Origin of the sequence: Streptomyces sp. NPDC101393 (assembly GCF_044767385.1) — a bacterium.
Lineage (GTDB): Bacteria > Actinomycetota > Actinomycetes > Streptomycetales > Streptomycetaceae > Streptomyces.
In genome coordinates this window covers 1-16,331 of record NZ_JBIWNU010000017.1, presented here as the reverse complement: position 1 = coordinate 16,331, position 16,331 = coordinate 1, and the positions used below count along the sequence as shown (strand labels likewise).

Genomic DNA, 16,331 nt, shown 5'->3' with positions numbered 1-16,331 from the left:
GCACGTGCGTGCCGGTGTCAGCGACTCAGCTGCGAGCCCTCCTGCGCGATCCGGGCCGCCGCTCGCTCGGCCGGGTGACCGGGTCCCCGGCCTCCGTCGCGGCATCGCGCCGCGCCGCCCCGAAGTCCGCGAGCGCCTCGGCCAGCTTGTGCACCGACGGCTCGGGCGACATGACGTCCACCCGCAGCCCGTGCTCCTCGGCGGTCTTGGCGGTCGCCGGGCCGATACAGGCGATCACGGTCACGTTGTGCGGCTTGCCGGCGATACCGACGAGGTTCCGGACGGTCGACGAGGACGTGAACAGCACGGCGTCGAAGCCGCCGCCCTTGATGGCCTCCCGCGTCTCGGCCGGCGGCGGCGAGGCGCGCACCGTCCGGTAGGCGGTGACGTCGTCGACCTCCCAGCCCAGCTCGATCAGCCCGGCCACCAGAGTCTCGGTGGCGATGTCGGCGCGCGGCAGGAACACCCGGTCGATCGGGTCGAAGACCGCGTCGTACGGCGGCCAGTCCTCCAGCAGACCGGCGGCCGACTGCTCGCCGGACGGCACCAGGTCGGGCTTCACACCGAAGGCGATCAGCGCCTTGGCGGTCTGCTCGCCGACCGCCGCGACCTTGATCCCGGCGAACGCACGGGCGTCCAGGCCGTACTCCTCGAACTTCTCCCGGACCGCCTTGACGGCATTGACCGAGGTGAAGGCGATCCATTCGTAGCGGCCGGTGACCAGGCCCTTGACCGCGCGTTCCATCTGCTGCGGGGTGCGCGGCGGTTCGACGGCGATCGTCGGGACCTCGTGCGGCACCGCGCCGTACGAGACGAGCTGGTCGGAGAGCGACGCGGCCTGCTCCTTCGTCCGCGGCACGAGTACCCGCCAGCCGAAGAGCGGCTTGGACTCGAACCACGACAGCTGGTCGCGCTGTGCTGCGGCGCTGCGCTCACCGACCACGGCTATGACCGGCTGGCCGCCATCCGGCGACGGCAGCACCTTGGCGGCCTTGAGCACCTGGGCGACCGACCCGAGGGTGGCGGTCCAGGTCCGCTGGCGGGTGGTGGTGCCGGCGACCGTGACGGTCAGCGGGGTGTCGGGCTTGCGTCCCGCGGACACCAGCTCGCCGGCGGCCGCGGCCACCGAGTCGAGGGTGGTCGACACCACGGCGGTCGCGTCGCTGGCGCCGAGCTCGGCCCAGCAACGGTCATCGGCACTGCGCGCGTCGACGAACCGTACGTCGGTGCCCTGCGCGTCGCGCAGCGGTACCCCGGCGTAGGCCGGGACACCGACGGCGGCGGCGACGCCGGGCACGACCTCGAAGACGATGCCTTCGGCGGCGCAGGCCAGCATCTCCTCGGCGACGTACCCGTCGAGGCCCGGGTCACCCGTCACTGCACGGACGACCCGCTTGCCCGCACGGGCGGCCGCCATGACAAGATTGGCGGTGTCACGGAGAGCCGAAACTTCCGCGGGCATGACGGGGTTTGACGCCTCGTCAGCTGATGCCTGCAGGGGTGTGTCCACCTGTGCCCGCGCATGGACGCGCACGACGTCCAGCACTTGCGGGTCAGCGATCAACACGTCCGCGTGGGCCAGCGCCTCCACGGCACGCAGCGTCAGCAGACCCGGGTCTCCCGGCCCGGCACCGAGGAAGGTGACCTGGCCTGAGGCGGAGTGATTTGGGGCGGTGGGGTTCAAAGTGCTCGCTCCCCCATAAGACCGGCCGCACCCTTGGCGAGCATCTCGGCGGCGAGTTCACGACCCATGTTCAGCGGGGTCGACACGTCGTCAAGAGAGGCGGGTACGTGCCCGGTGGTGGACAGCTGCACCAGCGCGTGGCCGTCGGTCGTGCCGACGACACCACGCAGGTGCATTTCGGTGACAACCTGCTCATCAGCCTTGGAGTCTCCCCTGCTCGAACGAAGTCGAGAGCTTGGGGAAAGGTCGGCCAGCGCACCCACAGGTGCGGAGCAGCCGGCCTCCAGGGCGGCGAGCAGGGAACGCTCGGCGGTCACGGCGGCCCGGGTGCCCGGGTCGTCGAGTCCGGCGAGCTGGGCGGCGAGCTCTGCGTTGACCGCAGCACACTCGATCGCCAGCGCCCCCTGGCCGGGGGCAGGCAAAACCACGTCGGGCGACAGCAGCTGCGTCGCCTCGTCGATCCGGCCGATGCGGGTGAGCCCGGCGGCGGCCAGTACGACCCCGTCCAGCTCGCCCTTCTCGACGTAACCGATGCGGGTGTCGATGTTCCCGCGGATCGGTACGGTCTCCACACGCCGGCCCAGCGACCTGGCCCAGGCGTTCAGCTGCGCCATGCGCCGGGGGGAACCCGTCCCCACCCGCGCGCCGTCGGGCAGCTGTTCAAAGGTGAGGCCGTCGCGCGCGATCAAGGCGTCCCGGGGGTCCTCACGTACCGGCACGGCGGCCAGCGTGAGGTTCTCCGGCTGCGCGGTCGGCAGGTCCTTGAGCGAGTGGACGGCGAAGTCGATCTCTCCGGCGAGCAGTGCGTCGCGCAGCGCGGAGACGAAGACGCCGGTCCCGCCGATCTGCGCGAGGTGCTCGCGGGAGGTGTCGCCGTACGTGGTGATCTCCACCAGCTCGACGGGGCGACCCGTCAGCTCGCGCACCGCCTCGGCGACCTGCCCGGACTGGGCCAGGGCGAGCTTGCTTCGCCGCGTGCCCAACCTCAGGGTCCGGCCCTTCATAGTGCTGTCAGTCATGCCCGCTCCCGTGCTGCATCGTGCCTGTCGCCCCGAATGTCGGCCCGGCTGACGGCGGCGACCGTCTGGGGGTCGAGGTCGAAGAGTTCTCGCAGCGCGTCCGCGTACCCGGCGCCGCCGGGTTCGCTCGCCAGCTGCTTGACCCGCACGGTGGGCGCGTGCAGGAGTTTGTCGACGACGCGGCGCACCGTCTGGGTGATCTCGGCGCGCTGCTTGTCGTCCAGGTCGGGAAGGCGACCGTCGAGCCGGGCGATCTCACCGGCGACGACGTCCGCGGCCATGGTGCGCAGGGCGACCACGGTGGGGGTGATGTGCGCGGCCCGCTGGGCGGCACCGAAGGCGGCGACCTCTTCCGAGACGATGCCGCGCACCTTGTCCACGTCGGCCGCCATCGGCGCGTCCGCTGACGCGTCGGCAAGCGACTCGATGTCGACGAGATGCGCGCCCTCGATCCGGTGGATCGCGGCGTCTATGTCCCGCGGCATCGCCAGGTCGAGCAGCGCCAGCGGCGCCTCCCGCTCGGCGAGCGCGGCAGCCACCACGAGACCGGCCAGCACCAGCCCGGTCGCGCCGGTACAGGAGACGACGACGTCGGCCCGCGCCAGCTCGTCCTCGACGGCGGTCATCGGCACGGCGCGGGCGGTCAGCCCGTTCGCGGCGCCGGGGCCGCCCGGCTCGGTGAGGATCTGCGTGAGCCGCTCGGCGCGCTCGACCGTGCGGTTGGCGACCGCGAGGTCACCGATCCCGGCGCGTACGAGGGTGGTGGCGGCCAGCGACGACATCGAACCGGCGCCGATCACCAGCGCCCGCTTGCCCCGGGCCCAGGTGCCCACGTCCGGGCCGCCCGCGAGCTGCTCCAGGCCGAAGGTGACCAGCGACTGGCCGGCCTTGTCGATTCCGGTCTCGCTGTGCGCACGCTTGCCGACCCGCAGAGCCTGCTGGAACAGGTCGTTCAGCAGCCGGCCCGCGGTGTGCTGCTCCTGCGCGACGGCCAGCGCGTCCTTGATCTGCCCGAGGATCTGGCCCTCGCCGACGACCATCGAGTCCAGTCCGCAGGCCACCGAGAAGAGGTGGTGGACGGCACGGTCCTCGTAGTGGACGTAGAGATAAGGGGTCAGCTCCTCCAGGCCGGCGCCGCTGTGGCGGGCCAGGAGGGTGGACAGGTCGGCGACACCGGCGTGGAACTTGTCCACGTCGGCGTAGAGCTCGATGCGATTGCAGGTGGAGAGCACCGCGGCCTCGGATGCCGGCTCCGCCGACACCACGTCCTGCAGCAGCTTGCCGCGCGCCTCGGGGGCGAGCGCGGCCCGCTCCAGCACGCTGACCGGTGCGCTGCGGTGGCTCAGACCAACGACCAGGAGACTCATGCCGGCATCACGGCGGGCACGTCCCCGTCGGGTCCCTTGCGGTGGGTCGCGGCGCCGGCCGAACGTGCCGGCGGGGCCGGCGGGCCGTCGTCGTGGGCGGCGTCCTCGCCCGCCTTGCGCTGCTCGTGGAAGGCGAGGATCTGCAGCTCTATGGACAGGTCGACCTTCCGCACGTCCACCCCGTCGGGGACGGTCAGCACGGTCGGCGCGAAGTTGAGGATCGACGTGACACCGGCGGCGACCAGGCGGTCGCAGACCTGCTGGGCCGCGCCCGCCGGCGTCGCGATGACGCCGATCGAGACGCCGTTGCTGTCGATGATGTGCTCCAGCTCGTCGGTGTGCTGCACCGCGATGCCGGCGACGGGCTTGCCCGCCATGGCGGGGTCGGCGTCGATCAGTGCGGCGACCCGGAAGCCGCGGGAGGCGAACCCGCCGTAGTTGGCGAGTGCGGCGCCGAGGTTACCGATACCGACGATGACCACGGGCCAGTCCTGGGTCAGGCCGAGCTCACGCGAGATCTGGTAGACGAGGTACTCCACGTCATAGCCCACACCGCGGGTCCCGTAGGAGCCGAGGTAGGAGAAGTCCTTGCGCAGCTTGGCGGAATTGACCCCCGCCGCGGCCGCGAGCTCCTCGGAGGAGACCGTGGGGACCGATCGCTCGGAGAGCGCGGTCAGCGCACGCAGATACAGCGGAAGCCGGGCGACGGTGGCCTCGGGAATGCCTCGGCTTCGGGTCGCCGGTCGGTGAGTTCGGCCAGTTGCCACGGTGCTCCTGCGGGTAGAGCGGGGCTGCGGGCGGCCGTACGTCCCCCGACCGCCCCGTCGACAGCAGGCTATGTCTTTGTGAACGCGTGCACAAAGATGGTGTCCGCTTTGTCCGGCCAAAGTGACCGGGCTCACGCGCCCTTTCCAGGTGCCCGTGGAACCAACTCCCACACCACACCGTTCACCCGCTCCGCCCTGATCACGCGGGTGCGCCGACGGGAGCACGCGCCCTCACTCCTCACCGCTATGCCCCCGGAAACCTACAAATCGCCCACCGATGGTAATCGACCACAGCCCCACCTCAGAACCGCCGCGGACCGGGCACAATGACACCCATGGCCCCCTTGTTCAGCCGCAGCCCCCGCAAGAGCCCCGCCGAGCGCATGGTCACGCTCGTCGGGAAGCCGGGCTGCCACCTGTGCGACGACGCCCAGACCGTGATCGAGACGGTGTGCGCCGAGACCGGCGCCTCCTGGGAGAAGAAGGACATCACCGAGGACGCCGAGCTGCACCACAAATACTGGGAGCAGATTCCGGTCATCCTGGTCGACGGTGCCCAGCACGACTTCTGGCGCGTGGACCCCAAGCGCCTGCGGACGGCCCTCGGCGCCTGAAGCCGCCACCGGACCCCGCCGGCGCGCCCACCCGGGGCCGTCACGCAACGGTCGGCCACTCCAGGCCTCTCTGACACGCGGCCGTAACCGGGCCCACCGAACAAACTGGCTAGGCTGGCCGCATGTCCCTCCCGTCTCCCGACCACCGCCCCGGAAAGCCCGGCCAAGGCCCCGGCAGCGCACCCGTCGGCACCTTCCTCTCCGGCTTCCCGACGGGATGGCTCACCCGCCGCAGGAGGCCCGCCACGGCCCGCAGCGTGCTGGCGGGCGAGGCCGCCGCCGAAGCGGCCCGCAAGTCGTCGCAGGAAGCACCGCCCGAGGAGGTCGAGGAGACCCCCGAGGAGCCGGAGTTCCCGGTCGCCGGGGACGAGGCCGCCGCCGCCTTCTTCGACCTGGACAACACCGTCATGCAGGGCGCGGCCCTCTTCCACTTCGGCCGCGGCCTCTACAAGCGGCACTTCTTCCACAAGCGCGAGCTGGCCCGCTTCGCCTGGCAGCAGATCTACTTCCGGCTGGCCGGCTCGGAGAACCCCGAGCACATGGCGGACGTCCGCAACAGCGCGCTGTCCATCGTCCAGGGCCACCGCGTCGCCGAGCTGATGTCCATCGGCGAGGAGATCTACGACGAGTACATGGCCGAGCGTGTCTGGCCGGGCACCCGCGCGCTCGCCCAGGCCCACCTCGACGCGGGCCAGAAGGTCTGGCTGGTCACCGCGGCCCCCGTGGAGACCGCGACGATCATCGCCCGCCGCCTCGGCCTGACCGGCGCGCTGGGCACCGTCGCCGAGTCCGTGGGCGGGGTCTACACCGGCAAGCTGGTCGGCGAACCGCTGCACGGCCCGGCCAAGGCCGAAGCCGTCCGCGCGCTCGCCGCCGCCGAGGGCCTCGACCTCTCGCACTGCGCCGCCTACAGCGACTCCGCCAACGACATCCCGATGCTCTCGCTCGTCGGGCATCCGTACGCCATCAACCCCGACAGCCGGCTGCACAAGCACGCCCGGGAGCAGGGGTGGCGGCTGCGGGATTACCGAACGGGCCGCAAGGCGGCCAAAATCGGCATCCCCGCCGCGGCCGGTGTGGGTGCCCTCGCGGGCGGCGCGGCGGCCGCCGTCGCGCTCCAGCGTCGCCGTCGCTGACCGCCCCTGACCAGGACTGATCGCCGGGCCGGGCAGCGGCGCATCCCTTCTGCCTACCCCCGGCGCCACCCCCGCAGTCCCGCTCCTGGCGCGCAACCACAACACGCCCTCCAACCAGGCAGATTTCGTTCCCTTCCGATCAATAGTTGCTCAATATTCGATACTTGATCTGTCACCAACCCGGCACGGAACGTAAGTAATCGATGATTTGAGCAACTGGGTGTAGCGCTGCCTGTACGAAGCGTTATTCTCCTCAGACGCAATCCGGAACCCACACGTCCCTACGACGAGTGAACGGTCCCGCACTGCACGTGATGGAAGCTCTGCCTCTGGGAGTCCCGTGTACCCACACGTCGGGGTTGACGCCTCGGGCCTGGCTACGCTGCGTACGACACTCGTCGACCACCTGCGCAGTTTTGTCCCCACCGCGTACGCCGTCCCCGCATTCGCCTCAGCCGTTCCCGCCGGCCCCTGCTACGCCTTGGCCGACGGGGGTGCCGCGGTCGGCAAGGCCGCCGGCAGAACCCGGCGTTCCGGCACCGGCACGACCACCGCCCGCCGTCCCGTCGACAGCGACAGCCGTCGCATGATGGATCTCGTCGAACGCGCCCAGGCCGGCGAGGCCGAAGCCTTCGGCCGCCTCTACGACCAGTACGCCGACACCGTCTACCGCTACATCTACTACCGCGTGGGCGGCCGTGCCACGGCCGAGGACCTCACGAGTGAGACGTTCCTGCGCGCCCTTCGCCGTATCGGCACCTTCACCTGGCAGGGCCGTGACTTCGGCGCCTGGCTGGTGACCATCGCCCGCAACCTCGTCGCCGACCACTTCAAGTCCTCGCGCTTCCGCCTGGAAGTCACCACCGGCGAGATGCTCGACGCCAACGAGGTCGAGCGCAGCCCCGAGGACTCCGTCCTCGAATCCCTCTCCAACGCCGCCCTGTTGGAGGCGGTCCGCAAGCTCAACCCCCAGCAGCAGGAATGCGTGACACTGCGCTTCCTGCAGGGCCTCTCGGTCGCCGAGACCGCCCGTGTCATGGGCAAGAACGAGGGCGCGATCAAGACCCTCCAATACCGGGCGGTCCGCACCCTTGCGCGGCTCCTCCCGGAAGACGCCCGCTGACCCCCGACCCATCACCCACCCCCGCCAACCTCCCTCTTCACGCGTTCCGTTGCTCACTCCTGGTGACCGTTCACATCCGGTCGGTCAGATCATCGTGAGTGCGTAACCCGAGTGCCGCGCCGCTCGTTGTGCGGGATGCAGGCTCCATGCGGTCACGCCATGCCCGCTGCCTCTCACTCGATCGAGTGGCCGCGTACCACGGCGTGCAACCGTCCGGCCCGTCTGGATAGTCAAAGCCAGTCCGGGGAGTCGAGCGGGATGACGAGAGGAGGTGCCGCCCGTGATCGCGAATGTCTCGGTGCACCGGCGGGCCAACGCCTTCGCCCAGGCCCTGGAGGAGCAGGTCCTCGAGGGCGCGGCGGCCGAGGACCAGGTCGACAATCCGGCGCAAGCGCCGGGAGAAGCACGATTGTTGGCGGTCGCCGACGGCCTCGGGGAACTCCCGAGGCCCGAGATGGCCACCGAGGTCAAAACAGTCCAACGCGCCCAGCTCATCGCCGCGATGGAGACCGCCTTCGCCGAAGGCGCTTCATCCGACGGTGTCCGGGTGCCCGAGCAACGCACACCAGGCGCACACCGTGCAGCGAAATCGCTCGGCCGGCTGCGCCCGCGTTCCCGCCTCAGCAAGGGGCTGGCCGCGGGCGGTCTGACGGTCGGGGTCGCCGCCGGAGCCTTCAGCGGCGTCGCAGCAGCCAGCTCCGATGCCCTCCCCGGCGACCATCTCTACGGCCTCAAGCGCGGGATGGAGGACCTCAAGCTCGGGATGACCGACGACGACTCCGCCCGCGGACAGCTCTATCTCGACCAGGCCTCCACCCGCATGATGGAGGCCCGTCGCCTGATGGAGCGCGGCCGGGTCGCCGACCTCGACCACGAATCACTGGGCGAGGTCCGCAGGGCGCTCTCCGGGGTCGAGCACGACGCGGGCGAAGGACACCGCCTGCTGCACGCCGCGTATCAACGCGACGGCTCGCTCGGCCCGATCCAGATGCTGAATTCCTTCACCAAGTCGCATCGCGACAGCTGGTCGAAATTGCGTGACCGGCTCCCGGTACAGCTGATGGACGTCCGCGACCAGGTCAGTTCGGTCTTCGCCGCCATAGACGACGAGGTCGGTCCGCTCCGCTCCCTGCTGCCACACGGCCCGGAGAGCAAGAAGCACCACCCCGAGGCGCCCACCACCTCGGGCACCGGATCCGCACACAGCGGCCACCCGGCACCCTCCGGCAGCAAATCGGCCGCCGGCAAGCACGGCAGCGGCTCGCACGCACCCCGCCCGTCGGCCTCCCCGTCCCAGGACGACGGCCTGCTCGGCGGCAATACGGGCGGTCTGCTGGACCCGCCGGCCAAGGGGGGGCACCCGAGCGCCCCCGGCTCCCACAAGGGCACATCCGGCGACCCGGACGTCACCATCCCGCCGCTGATCCCCGGACTGCTTCCCGGCCTGGGCATCGACGGCGAGGACCTGCCGAAGTAGTCGGCCGGAAGGTCCTCACAGCGCAGCACCCGCAACAGCGCAATCCCCGAGCCGACGCTCGGTGTTCTTCTGGTCCTTCCCTCAGAAGAACACCGAGCGCCGTTGCACGAGCAGCTTGTAGAGGGTGTGCTGAATCGTTTCCCGGACCTGATCGGTCAGGTTGAACATCAGCATCGGATCGTCGGCCGCCTCCGGCGGATAGCCGTCCGTCGGGATCGGCTCCCCGAACTGAATCGTCCACTTCGTCGGCAGCGGCACACCGCCCAGCGGCCCCAGCCACGGGAACGTCGGCGTGATCGGGAAATACGGCAGCCCCAGCACCCGCGCCAGCGTCTTGGCGTTCCCGAGCATCGGGTAGATCTCCTCCGCGCCCACGATGGAGCAGGGCACGATCGGCGCGCCGGCCCGCAGCGCCGTCGAGACGAAGCCGCCCCGGCCGAAGCGCTGCAGCTTGTAGCGGTCGGCGAAGGGCTTGCCGATGCCCTTGAAGCCCTCCGGCATCACCCCGACGACCTCACCGAGCTCCAGCAGCCGCTGCGCGTCCTCCGCGCAGGCGAGGGTGTGCCCGGCCTTGCGCGCCAGCTCGTTTATCACCGGCAGCACGAACACCAAATCGGCGGCCAGCAGCCGCAGATGGCGCTCGGCCGGGTGGTTGTCGTGCACCGCGACCTGGAGCATCAGGCCGTCCAGCGGCAGCGTCCCGGAGTGGTTGGCGACGATCAGCGCGCCACCGTCGGCCGGGATGTTCTCGATGCCCTTGACCTCGACCCGGAAGTACTTCTCGGCGATCGGGCGCAGCAGCGACATCAGAACCTGGTCGGTCAGCTCCTCGTCGTACCCGAAGTCGTCGACCTCGTAGTCGCCGGTGATCCGCCGGCGCAGGAAGCTCAGACCGCCCGCGATCCGCGCGTCGAGGGACCGCCCGGCCACCGGCCGCTCGGTGGCAGCGGGTTCGTCGGGCCCGGTGCGCGCTTCCGGTACGGGTGCCAGCGCCGGGCTCTGCCCCGTACGCCCGGCCCGGCGGGCCTTCCGGCGCGCCCGGGGCTCCTCGCCGAAGGGAATGACCTTGGCGTCCGCCATCGTGGGTGAACTCCTCACTGGGTCGGGCCGCCGCGTGCGGGCAGCACGCCGGCGAGCCGGTCGACGGTGCGGGCGAGGGACTCGGGCGGCAACAGCCCGGGTCCGCGGCTGCGGGCGAATTCCGCGAAGGTCTCCGCCGTCGTGTACTGCGGCTGGAACCCCAGTGTCTCGCGCATCTGGGTCGTCTGGACGACCCGGCCGTGCGTGAGCATCCGGATCTGTTCCGGCGAGAAGTCCGTGATGCCGATGGACCGCAGCACCGATCCGGCCCAGGTCACCGTCGGCAGGAGCAGCGGCAGCGTCGGCCGCCCCAGCCGCCGGGACGTCTGCGAGAGCAGCAGGACGCCGTCCCCCGCGATGTTGAACGTACCGCTGTTGAGCGTGCCGCGACGCGGCTCGGAGGCGGCGATCCGCAGCACGTCGATCGCGTCGTCCTCGTGCACGAACTGCAGCCGCGGATCGTAGCCGAGGACGGTCGGCATGACGGGCAGCGAGAAGTACTCGGCGAGCGGGGAGTCCGCGCACGGCCCGAGGATGTTGGCGAAGCGCAGTACGCACACCGCCACGTCCGGCCGGCGCCGGGCGAAGCCCCGCACATACCCCTCGACCTCCACGGCGTCCTTGGCGAAGCCGCCGCTGGGCAGCGACTTCGGCGAGGTGGTCTCGGTGAAGACCGCCGGGTCACGCGGCGCGGAACCGTAGACGCTCGTACTCGACTTGATGACCAGGCGCTGCACGTGCGGAGCCTTCTGGCAGGCGCCGAGGAGCTGCATGGTCCCGATGACGTTGGTTTCCTTCACCGAGGCGCGGCCGCCGCGGCTGCCCAGGGGCGTGCCGTTGATGTCCATGTGGACGACGGTGTCGACGCCCTTCTCGGCCAGGACCCTGGCGATCGCCGGATGCCGGATATCGGCCTTGAGGAATTCGGCACCGCCCAGATGGTGCTCCGGTGGCACCGCGTCGACACCGATCACCCGGTCGACGTCGGGGTCCCGCTGGATGCGGCGGACGAATCTGCCGCCCAGCTGCCGTGCGACTCCCGTGACGAGCACGACCTTGCCCAAGATCAGCCCTTCCTTCGCACCCTCGGCCACCGCCTGAGCCGAGTGGTGCGGCCACGCTATCGGGTCGTTGTTGCACTGTGATGACCGCAGGATGCTCGCGGCCACATTTCCCGCCCGACCGCCGCCCATACGGCCCACAACGCACCGCAGCCCCCCACCACACAAAGGTGATGGGGGGCTGCGAAATCGCGATCAGCGTCGCTTACTTCTTGTTACGACGCTGAACACGGGTGCGCTTGAGCAGCTTGCGGTGCTTCTTCTTGGCCATCCGCTTGCGCCGCTTCTTGATAACAGAGCCCACGACTACCCTCGCTAACTTCGAATCACTCGGTGCGGGGCGTCCGAGCCCACACTACCTACATCGGGCCAGCCTACCCGCCGCCGGGCGTACGGCGTAATCCGAGGGTCGGAGGGGGACCTTCAGGCTGATTCCACCCCCACATAGGACTCGCGGAGGTAGTCGTGAACCGCCTGCTCCGGAACCCGGAAGGACCTCCCCACACGGATCGCGGGCAGATGACCGCTGTGCACCAGGCGGTACACGGTCATCTTCGACACTCGCATCACAGTGGCCACTTCCGCCACCGTCAGAAACACGACCTCGTTCAGAGGCCTCTGGTCTGCCGCCATGCCACACCTGCACCTTCCGCATAAGACGGGCACCGGCTTCCCCTCCGGTGACTCTTCGTCGCTATGCGCTCACTCCCCAATTTAGGGGCGGGTGATGCGAGTGGGGAAGAGGAGCAGCGAACAGCCGCCTACTGTGACAGACACGCCCGATTGAGCACATAGCGCGTCAGCGGCCTGTAGTGGTCCGACCGCACCGCGTCGTCGAGCGGCACCACCGCGGACACCCTGCCCTCCGCCTCCCCGACGAACAACGCGGGGTCGTCCGTGTCCGCCAGGCCGATCGCCTCGATGCCCAGCTGACCTGCCCCGCAGACCCATCCGTGGTCGCCGATGACCAGCCCCGGAAGCGGCCCCCCGGCATCCGCGGCGGCCGCCAGCGCGGTCCGCACCGGAAGTGGCGAATGGGTGTGCACGCCCCCCTCACCAGGCGCGCCCCGCACGCCCGTTTCCCGCATCAGTGCGACTCCCCGTACGTAGTCGAGGGCGTACGTACGTACCCCGAACCTGGTCGCTATGTCGACACGCCAGCCATACGCCGGGGTGAGGACGGTGCAGCCTGCCGACGAGAGAGCGTCTGCAAGGGCGGCGTAGAAATCCAGCAGCCGGTGCGGATGCCCGGTGCCGAGCAGCACGGGCAGCCGCCGCGCGGCAGCCTCACCGACCCGGTCGGCGAACCCGTCCAGCGCCGCGATCGTACGATCCGGATCGATCACATCGGGGCCGGAAGTGTGCCTGGGGTCGACCGAAACCCCGCACTTCCGCCCCATCAGCCGCAGCACTTCCCCTACGGGCCACTCCCGTTCGGGATCCAGCCCCAGCAACACCCGGGGATCGCGCGCCGAGAACAGCCGGTAGCGGCCAAGGCTCTTCTCCCGCAGGGTCGCGATGGTCCCTGCGAGCCGCGCCTCGATCAGGTGCGCCCGTAGCGCCCCGGTGGCCAACACGCGCCTCATGCTGGCCGTTGGTCGGGAAACGGATGCCCTAACCGGCGGGTAGTCACACATCCGAGGGGCGCGGCGGGCCGTACGGCCGTACAAGAACGCCCGACACGGTAGGAAGCCCTGCCCGCGGCGGCGCCCGACACGATCCGGGCGAGCGGCCCTAAGGCAGCAGTCCGTGCGCCGGGAACACCGCGCGCCGGGTGGCCAGCAGCGCCTGATCCAGGCGGTCCGCCGGGTCGTAGCCGTCGTGGACGAAATCCCGCCAGTGCGGCGTACGCCCGTCCGTCATCCGCAGCGGCGCCAACTGCCGGGTCCTGCGGAACACTTCGTGCTTCCACGACTCCGGCACCATCGAGGTCGGGTCGATCGGCCGGCCGGCCGCGATCGCCGTCAGATGCGTCCAGCTGCGCGGCACCACGTCCACCACCGCATAACCGCCGCCACCCAGCGCGACCCACCGCCCCTCCGCGTGCTCGTGCGCCAGGTCGTGGCAGGCCTCGGCCACCGCCCGCTGCGCGTCGAGGCTCACCGCCAGATGCGCGAGCGGGTCCTCGAAGTGGGTGTCCGCGCCGTGCTGCGTCACGATCACCTGCGGCCGGAACGCGCCCAGCAGCTCCGGCACGACCGCGTGAAAGGCCCGCAGCCACCCCTCATCGCCCGTACCGGCCGGCAGCGCCACATTCACCGCGCTGCCCTCCGCGCCGTCGCCGCCGGTCTCCTCCGGCCAGCCGGTCTGCGGGAAGAGGGTGCGCGGATGCTCGTGCAGCGAGATCGTCAGGACCCGCGGGTCCTCCCAGAACGCCGCCTGCACGCCGTCCCCGTGGTGCACATCCACATCCACGTACGCGACCCGCTCGGCGCCCAGCTCCAGCAGCCGGGCGATCGCCAGCGCCGCGTCGTTGTAGATACAGAAACCGGACGCGCCGCCCGGCATCGCGTGGTGCAGCCCGCCGGCGAAGTTCACCGCGTGCAGCGCGTCACCGCGCCAGACGGCCTCGGCGGCCCCGACCGACTGCCCGGCGATCAGCGCCGACGCCTCGTGCATGCCCGCGAACGCCGGATCGTCCTCCGTGCCCAGCCCGTACGCGGTGTCCGCGGAGGCGGGGTCGGCCGATGCGCTGCGGACCGCCCGGACGTAGTCCTCGCGGTGCACCAGCCGCAGCGTGGAATCCCCGGCAGGCTTGGCCGCGATCACCTCCAGCGGCCCCCGGTCGAGCTCGTACGCCTCCACCAGGCGCATGGTCAGCGCGAGGCGGACCGGATCCATCGGGTGTCCCGGGCCGAAGTCATAGCCCGTTACTGCCTCGTTCCACATCAGCTGTGCGCGGCCGCTCATGCACGTCACCGTATCGGGCGTCCGATGGCCCGAACGAGCGGGCGTACACCAGTGTCACCAGCACCAGAACCATCGGCACCAGCATCGCGCCCCGGTAGCTCCAGGCGTCGCCCAGCGCGCCCACCAGCGGAGAGCCGACCAGGAAGCCCACATAATTGAAAATATTCAGCCGCGCGACCGCCGTGTCCGAAGCCCCCGCACCGTGCTTCTCGAACGCGTACCGCCCGGCCGCCGCGAACGTCTGCGGCACGATCACACACAGCCCGAGCCCCAGCAGCGTGAAACCCGCCATCCCTGCCCACGGCCCGGGAGCCGCCGCCACCACCGCGAACCCACCGGCGGCCACCACCGCCCCCGTCCGCACCACGGCCACCGCCCCGAACCGCCGCACCCCCAGGTCACCGACCGCACGCCCCAGCAACGTCGTGACCATGTAGACGTTGTACGGCACCGTCGCGAGCTGCTCCGAGCTCCCCAGTACGTCCTGCAAATACTTCGCGCTCCAGTTGGAGACCGTCGAATCACCGATGTACGCAAACGCCATCACCAGGCACAGCGGCAACAGCAGCCGCATCGCCACCGGCGAGGCAGCCTTCCCCGGCGCGTCCCCGCTGAGCGCGGCGCCGTCACTCGCCGGCTCCCGGTCCACGAACCACCGCCCGGCCACCACCGCCAACGGCACCAACACGGCCACCACCGGCCCGTACAGCACCTCCAGCGACAGCTGCCAGTGCGCCCCCACCCACGCCAGCGAGGCCCCCACAATGCCGCCCAGGCTGTACGCGGCATGAAACCCGAGCATGATGCTCCGCCCGTACGCGCGCTGCAGACTCACCCCGAGCATGTTCATCGAGGCGTCCAGCGCGCCCACCGCCAGCCCGAACAGCCCCAGCGCCACCGCCGCCTGCGCCAGCCCGTTCCCCGACCCGACCGCCAGCAGCGCCAGACACACCACGGGCTGCACCCACCGCAACACCCGGCTGGGCCGCACACGCTTCACCAGATGCTCGGTCAGTACGCTCCCGAGCCCGGCAAGCACCGGCACCGCCGCCAAGAACGCGGGCAGCAGCCCGTCCGAGATCCCGTAGCGGTCCTGGATCGCCGGTATTCGGGTCACGAGAAGGGCGAAGACCGCGCCCTGCACGAAGAAGCTCAGCGCAAGCGAGACCCGGCCGTGCCGCAGCTGCGCTCCTGGTACCAGAGGGGCCGTCATGGCCGCACAGCCTAGAACTCCCGGCTACCGCTGGGTAGATGGATCACACAGCCAATCCTGACCGGGCGCCGAGCCGCTACCGCAACAGCCCCGGCAGCTCCGTCATATCGCCGAACACCGCGGTGGCCCCCGCGAGCTTCGCCGCCGGCGTCATCGCCGTGAACCCGTGGACGTCCATCCCGGCCGCCAGCGCGGCCCGCACCCCCAGCGGACTGTCCTCGACGACCGCACACCGCTCCGGCGCGATCCCCATCTCCTTCGCCGCATGCAGAAAGAGATCCGGCTCCGGCTTCCCCCGCCCGACATCCTCGGCAGAAAAGATCCGCTCCCCCGAGCCGCAGCCCAGCCGCCCCTCCCCGAACTTCCCGAACAGCCCGGTCTTCTTGAGCGCCACCCGGATCCGCTCATGGCTCCCGGACGACGCCACGCAGTACGGCACACCGTCCGCGCCCAGTTCCTCCAGCACCTCGGCCACACCCGGGACCGGCTCCAGCTGACGGCGGAACGCCTCGAACACCCGGGCGTGAAAAGTCTCGTCGAACCCGGCCGGCAGCCGCTCACCCGACCGTTCCCGCACCACTTCGTGAATACGGTGCACCGCGCCGCCCATGTAGTCCCGCAGCGATTCCTCGTACGTGGTGGGGTGACCGAGCTCGGTGAGGTAGTCGGCAAGAATCCGATTGGAGATCGGTTCACTGTCCACCAGCACGCCGTCGTTATCGAAAATCACCAGGTCGTAGCGCATGCCGTCGAGCGTACCGACCCGCACCTCGGCGTTCCGAAATTGTCGGGGAACGCGAAAAAGCCCCGTCGGGAACCCTAAGGCTCCCAACGGGGCAATCTCACAATAATTGTTCGGCGGCGTCCTACTCTCCCACAG

16 protein-coding genes are annotated in these 16,331 nt (G+C 70.5%); 4 read left to right on the top strand and 12 right to left on the bottom strand.

What is annotated here, in order from left to right; genetic code table 11:
- Positions 1 to 25: 25 nt before the first annotated feature.
- The 4 genes from ACIRQ7_RS35350 to ACIRQ7_RS35335 are packed head-to-tail and all read right to left on the bottom strand — an operon-like array spanning position 26 to position 4,837.
- Positions 26 to 1,684, bottom strand: coding sequence for a uroporphyrinogen-III synthase (locus ACIRQ7_RS35350; protein WP_403677332.1), 1,659 nt, complete (start codon positions 1,682 to 1,684; stop codon positions 26 to 28).
- Positions 1,681 to 2,703 (bottom strand): hydroxymethylbilane synthase, encoded by a 1,023-nt coding sequence (hemC, locus tag ACIRQ7_RS35345; RefSeq protein ID WP_404266614.1) that lies wholly within the window; start codon positions 2,701 to 2,703, stop codon positions 1,681 to 1,683. Before hemC ends, ACIRQ7_RS35350 begins: the two co-directional genes overlap by 4 nt.
- Positions 2,700 to 4,070, bottom strand: coding sequence for a glutamyl-tRNA reductase (locus tag ACIRQ7_RS35340; RefSeq protein WP_404266613.1), 1,371 nt, complete (start codon positions 4,068 to 4,070; stop codon positions 2,700 to 2,702). The genes hemC and ACIRQ7_RS35340 overlap by 4 nt, the downstream gene beginning before the upstream one ends.
- A complete protein-coding gene (locus tag ACIRQ7_RS35335) occupies positions 4,067 to 4,837 on the bottom strand; it encodes a redox-sensing transcriptional repressor Rex (RefSeq protein ID WP_401474097.1) in 771 nt (256 codons plus the stop codon). Before ACIRQ7_RS35335 ends, ACIRQ7_RS35340 begins: the two co-directional genes overlap by 4 nt.
- Before the next feature lie 335 nt (positions 4,838 to 5,172).
- Here ACIRQ7_RS35335 and ACIRQ7_RS35330 point away from each other — a divergent pair, with 335 nt between their 5' ends.
- From ACIRQ7_RS35330 to ACIRQ7_RS35315, 4 genes are all read left to right on the top strand, one after another.
- The gene (locus ACIRQ7_RS35330) at positions 5,173 to 5,451 is read left to right on the top strand and encodes a glutaredoxin family protein (RefSeq protein ID WP_404266612.1); all 279 of its coding nucleotides are present in this window, start codon (positions 5,173 to 5,175) and stop codon (positions 5,449 to 5,451) included.
- Between the two features lie 257 nt (positions 5,452 to 5,708).
- Positions 5,709 to 6,587 carry an HAD family hydrolase gene (locus tag ACIRQ7_RS35325; RefSeq protein WP_404266666.1) on the top strand — a complete coding sequence of 293 codons (879 nt, stop codon included), beginning with the start codon at positions 5,709 to 5,711 and terminating at the stop codon, positions 6,585 to 6,587.
- A 340-nt stretch (positions 6,588 to 6,927) separates the two neighbouring features.
- Positions 6,928 to 7,710, top strand: coding sequence for an ECF subfamily RNA polymerase sigma factor, BldN family (locus ACIRQ7_RS35320; protein WP_401474088.1), 783 nt, complete (start codon positions 6,928 to 6,930; stop codon positions 7,708 to 7,710).
- Between the two features lie 280 nt (positions 7,711 to 7,990).
- On the top strand, positions 7,991 to 9,187 hold the full coding sequence (locus tag ACIRQ7_RS35315; RefSeq protein ID WP_404266611.1) for a DUF5667 domain-containing protein: 1,197 nt from the start codon (positions 7,991 to 7,993) through the stop codon (positions 9,185 to 9,187).
- 81 nt (positions 9,188 to 9,268) lie between these two features.
- Here the strand turns inward: ACIRQ7_RS35315 and ACIRQ7_RS35310 are convergent, their stop codons facing one another.
- The 8 genes from ACIRQ7_RS35310 to ACIRQ7_RS35275 all read right to left on the bottom strand — a co-directional run bounded on the left by ACIRQ7_RS35310 (position 9,269) and on the right by ACIRQ7_RS35275 (position 16,196).
- Entirely contained in the window at positions 9,269 to 10,267 is a 999-nt protein-coding gene (locus ACIRQ7_RS35310; protein ID WP_404266610.1) for a lysophospholipid acyltransferase family protein, read from the bottom strand.
- Positions 10,268 to 10,281: 14 nt separating this feature from the next.
- Complete coding sequence (locus tag ACIRQ7_RS35305) at positions 10,282 to 11,331, bottom strand: NAD-dependent epimerase/dehydratase family protein (RefSeq protein ID WP_404266665.1); 1,050 nt, start codon at positions 11,329 to 11,331, stop codon at positions 10,282 to 10,284.
- A gap of 202 nt (positions 11,332 to 11,533) precedes the next feature.
- Positions 11,534 to 11,632, bottom strand: coding sequence for a 30S ribosomal protein bS22 (locus ACIRQ7_RS35300; RefSeq protein WP_003948845.1), 99 nt, complete (start codon positions 11,630 to 11,632; stop codon positions 11,534 to 11,536).
- A gap of 119 nt (positions 11,633 to 11,751) precedes the next feature.
- The gene (locus ACIRQ7_RS35295; RefSeq protein ID WP_014144137.1) at positions 11,752 to 11,961 is read right to left on the bottom strand and encodes a helix-turn-helix domain-containing protein; all 210 of its coding nucleotides are present in this window, start codon (positions 11,959 to 11,961) and stop codon (positions 11,752 to 11,754) included.
- A 128-nt stretch (positions 11,962 to 12,089) separates the two neighbouring features.
- Positions 12,090 to 12,905 carry a phosphatase gene (locus ACIRQ7_RS35290; RefSeq protein WP_404266609.1) on the bottom strand — a complete coding sequence of 272 codons (816 nt, stop codon included), beginning with the start codon at positions 12,903 to 12,905 and terminating at the stop codon, positions 12,090 to 12,092.
- A gap of 157 nt (positions 12,906 to 13,062) precedes the next feature.
- Positions 13,063 to 14,238 carry an acetoin utilization protein AcuC gene (locus tag ACIRQ7_RS35285; RefSeq protein WP_404266608.1) on the bottom strand — a complete coding sequence of 392 codons (1,176 nt, stop codon included), beginning with the start codon at positions 14,236 to 14,238 and terminating at the stop codon, positions 13,063 to 13,065.
- Positions 14,189 to 15,451: an MFS transporter gene (locus tag ACIRQ7_RS35280; protein ID WP_404266607.1), complete on the bottom strand. Its 1,263-nt coding sequence runs from the start codon at positions 15,449 to 15,451 to the stop codon at positions 14,189 to 14,191. Before ACIRQ7_RS35280 ends, ACIRQ7_RS35285 begins: the two co-directional genes overlap by 50 nt.
- Before the next feature lie 76 nt (positions 15,452 to 15,527).
- Positions 15,528 to 16,196: an HAD family hydrolase gene (locus ACIRQ7_RS35275; RefSeq protein ID WP_404266664.1), complete on the bottom strand. Its 669-nt coding sequence runs from the start codon at positions 16,194 to 16,196 to the stop codon at positions 15,528 to 15,530.
- Positions 16,197 to 16,331 lie beyond the last annotated feature (135 nt).

Bases quoted from the DNA above. Each gene is read 5' to 3' on its own strand.
- hemC (WP_404266614.1), bottom strand. From the start codon at position 2,703: ATGACTGACAGCACTATGAAGGGCCGGACCCTGAGGTTGGGCACGCGG.
- ACIRQ7_RS35340 (WP_404266613.1), bottom strand. From the start codon at position 4,070: ATGAGTCTCCTGGTCGTTGGTCTGAGCCACCGCAGCGCACCGGTCAGC.
- ACIRQ7_RS35330 (WP_404266612.1), top strand. From the start codon at position 5,173: ATGGCCCCCTTGTTCAGCCGCAGCCCCCGCAAGAGCCCCGCCGAGCGC.
- ACIRQ7_RS35310 (WP_404266610.1), bottom strand. From the start codon at position 10,267: ATGGCGGACGCCAAGGTCATTCCCTTCGGCGAGGAGCCCCGGGCGCGC.
- ACIRQ7_RS35295 (WP_014144137.1), bottom strand. From the start codon at position 11,961: ATGGCGGCAGACCAGAGGCCTCTGAACGAGGTCGTGTTTCTGACGGTG.
- ACIRQ7_RS35285 (WP_404266608.1), bottom strand. From the start codon at position 14,238: ATGAGCGGCCGCGCACAGCTGATGTGGAACGAGGCAGTAACGGGCTAT.
- ACIRQ7_RS35280 (WP_404266607.1), bottom strand. From the start codon at position 15,451: ATGACGGCCCCTCTGGTACCAGGAGCGCAGCTGCGGCACGGCCGGGTC.
- ACIRQ7_RS35275 (WP_404266664.1), bottom strand. From the start codon at position 16,196: ATGCGCTACGACCTGGTGATTTTCGATAACGACGGCGTGCTGGTGGAC.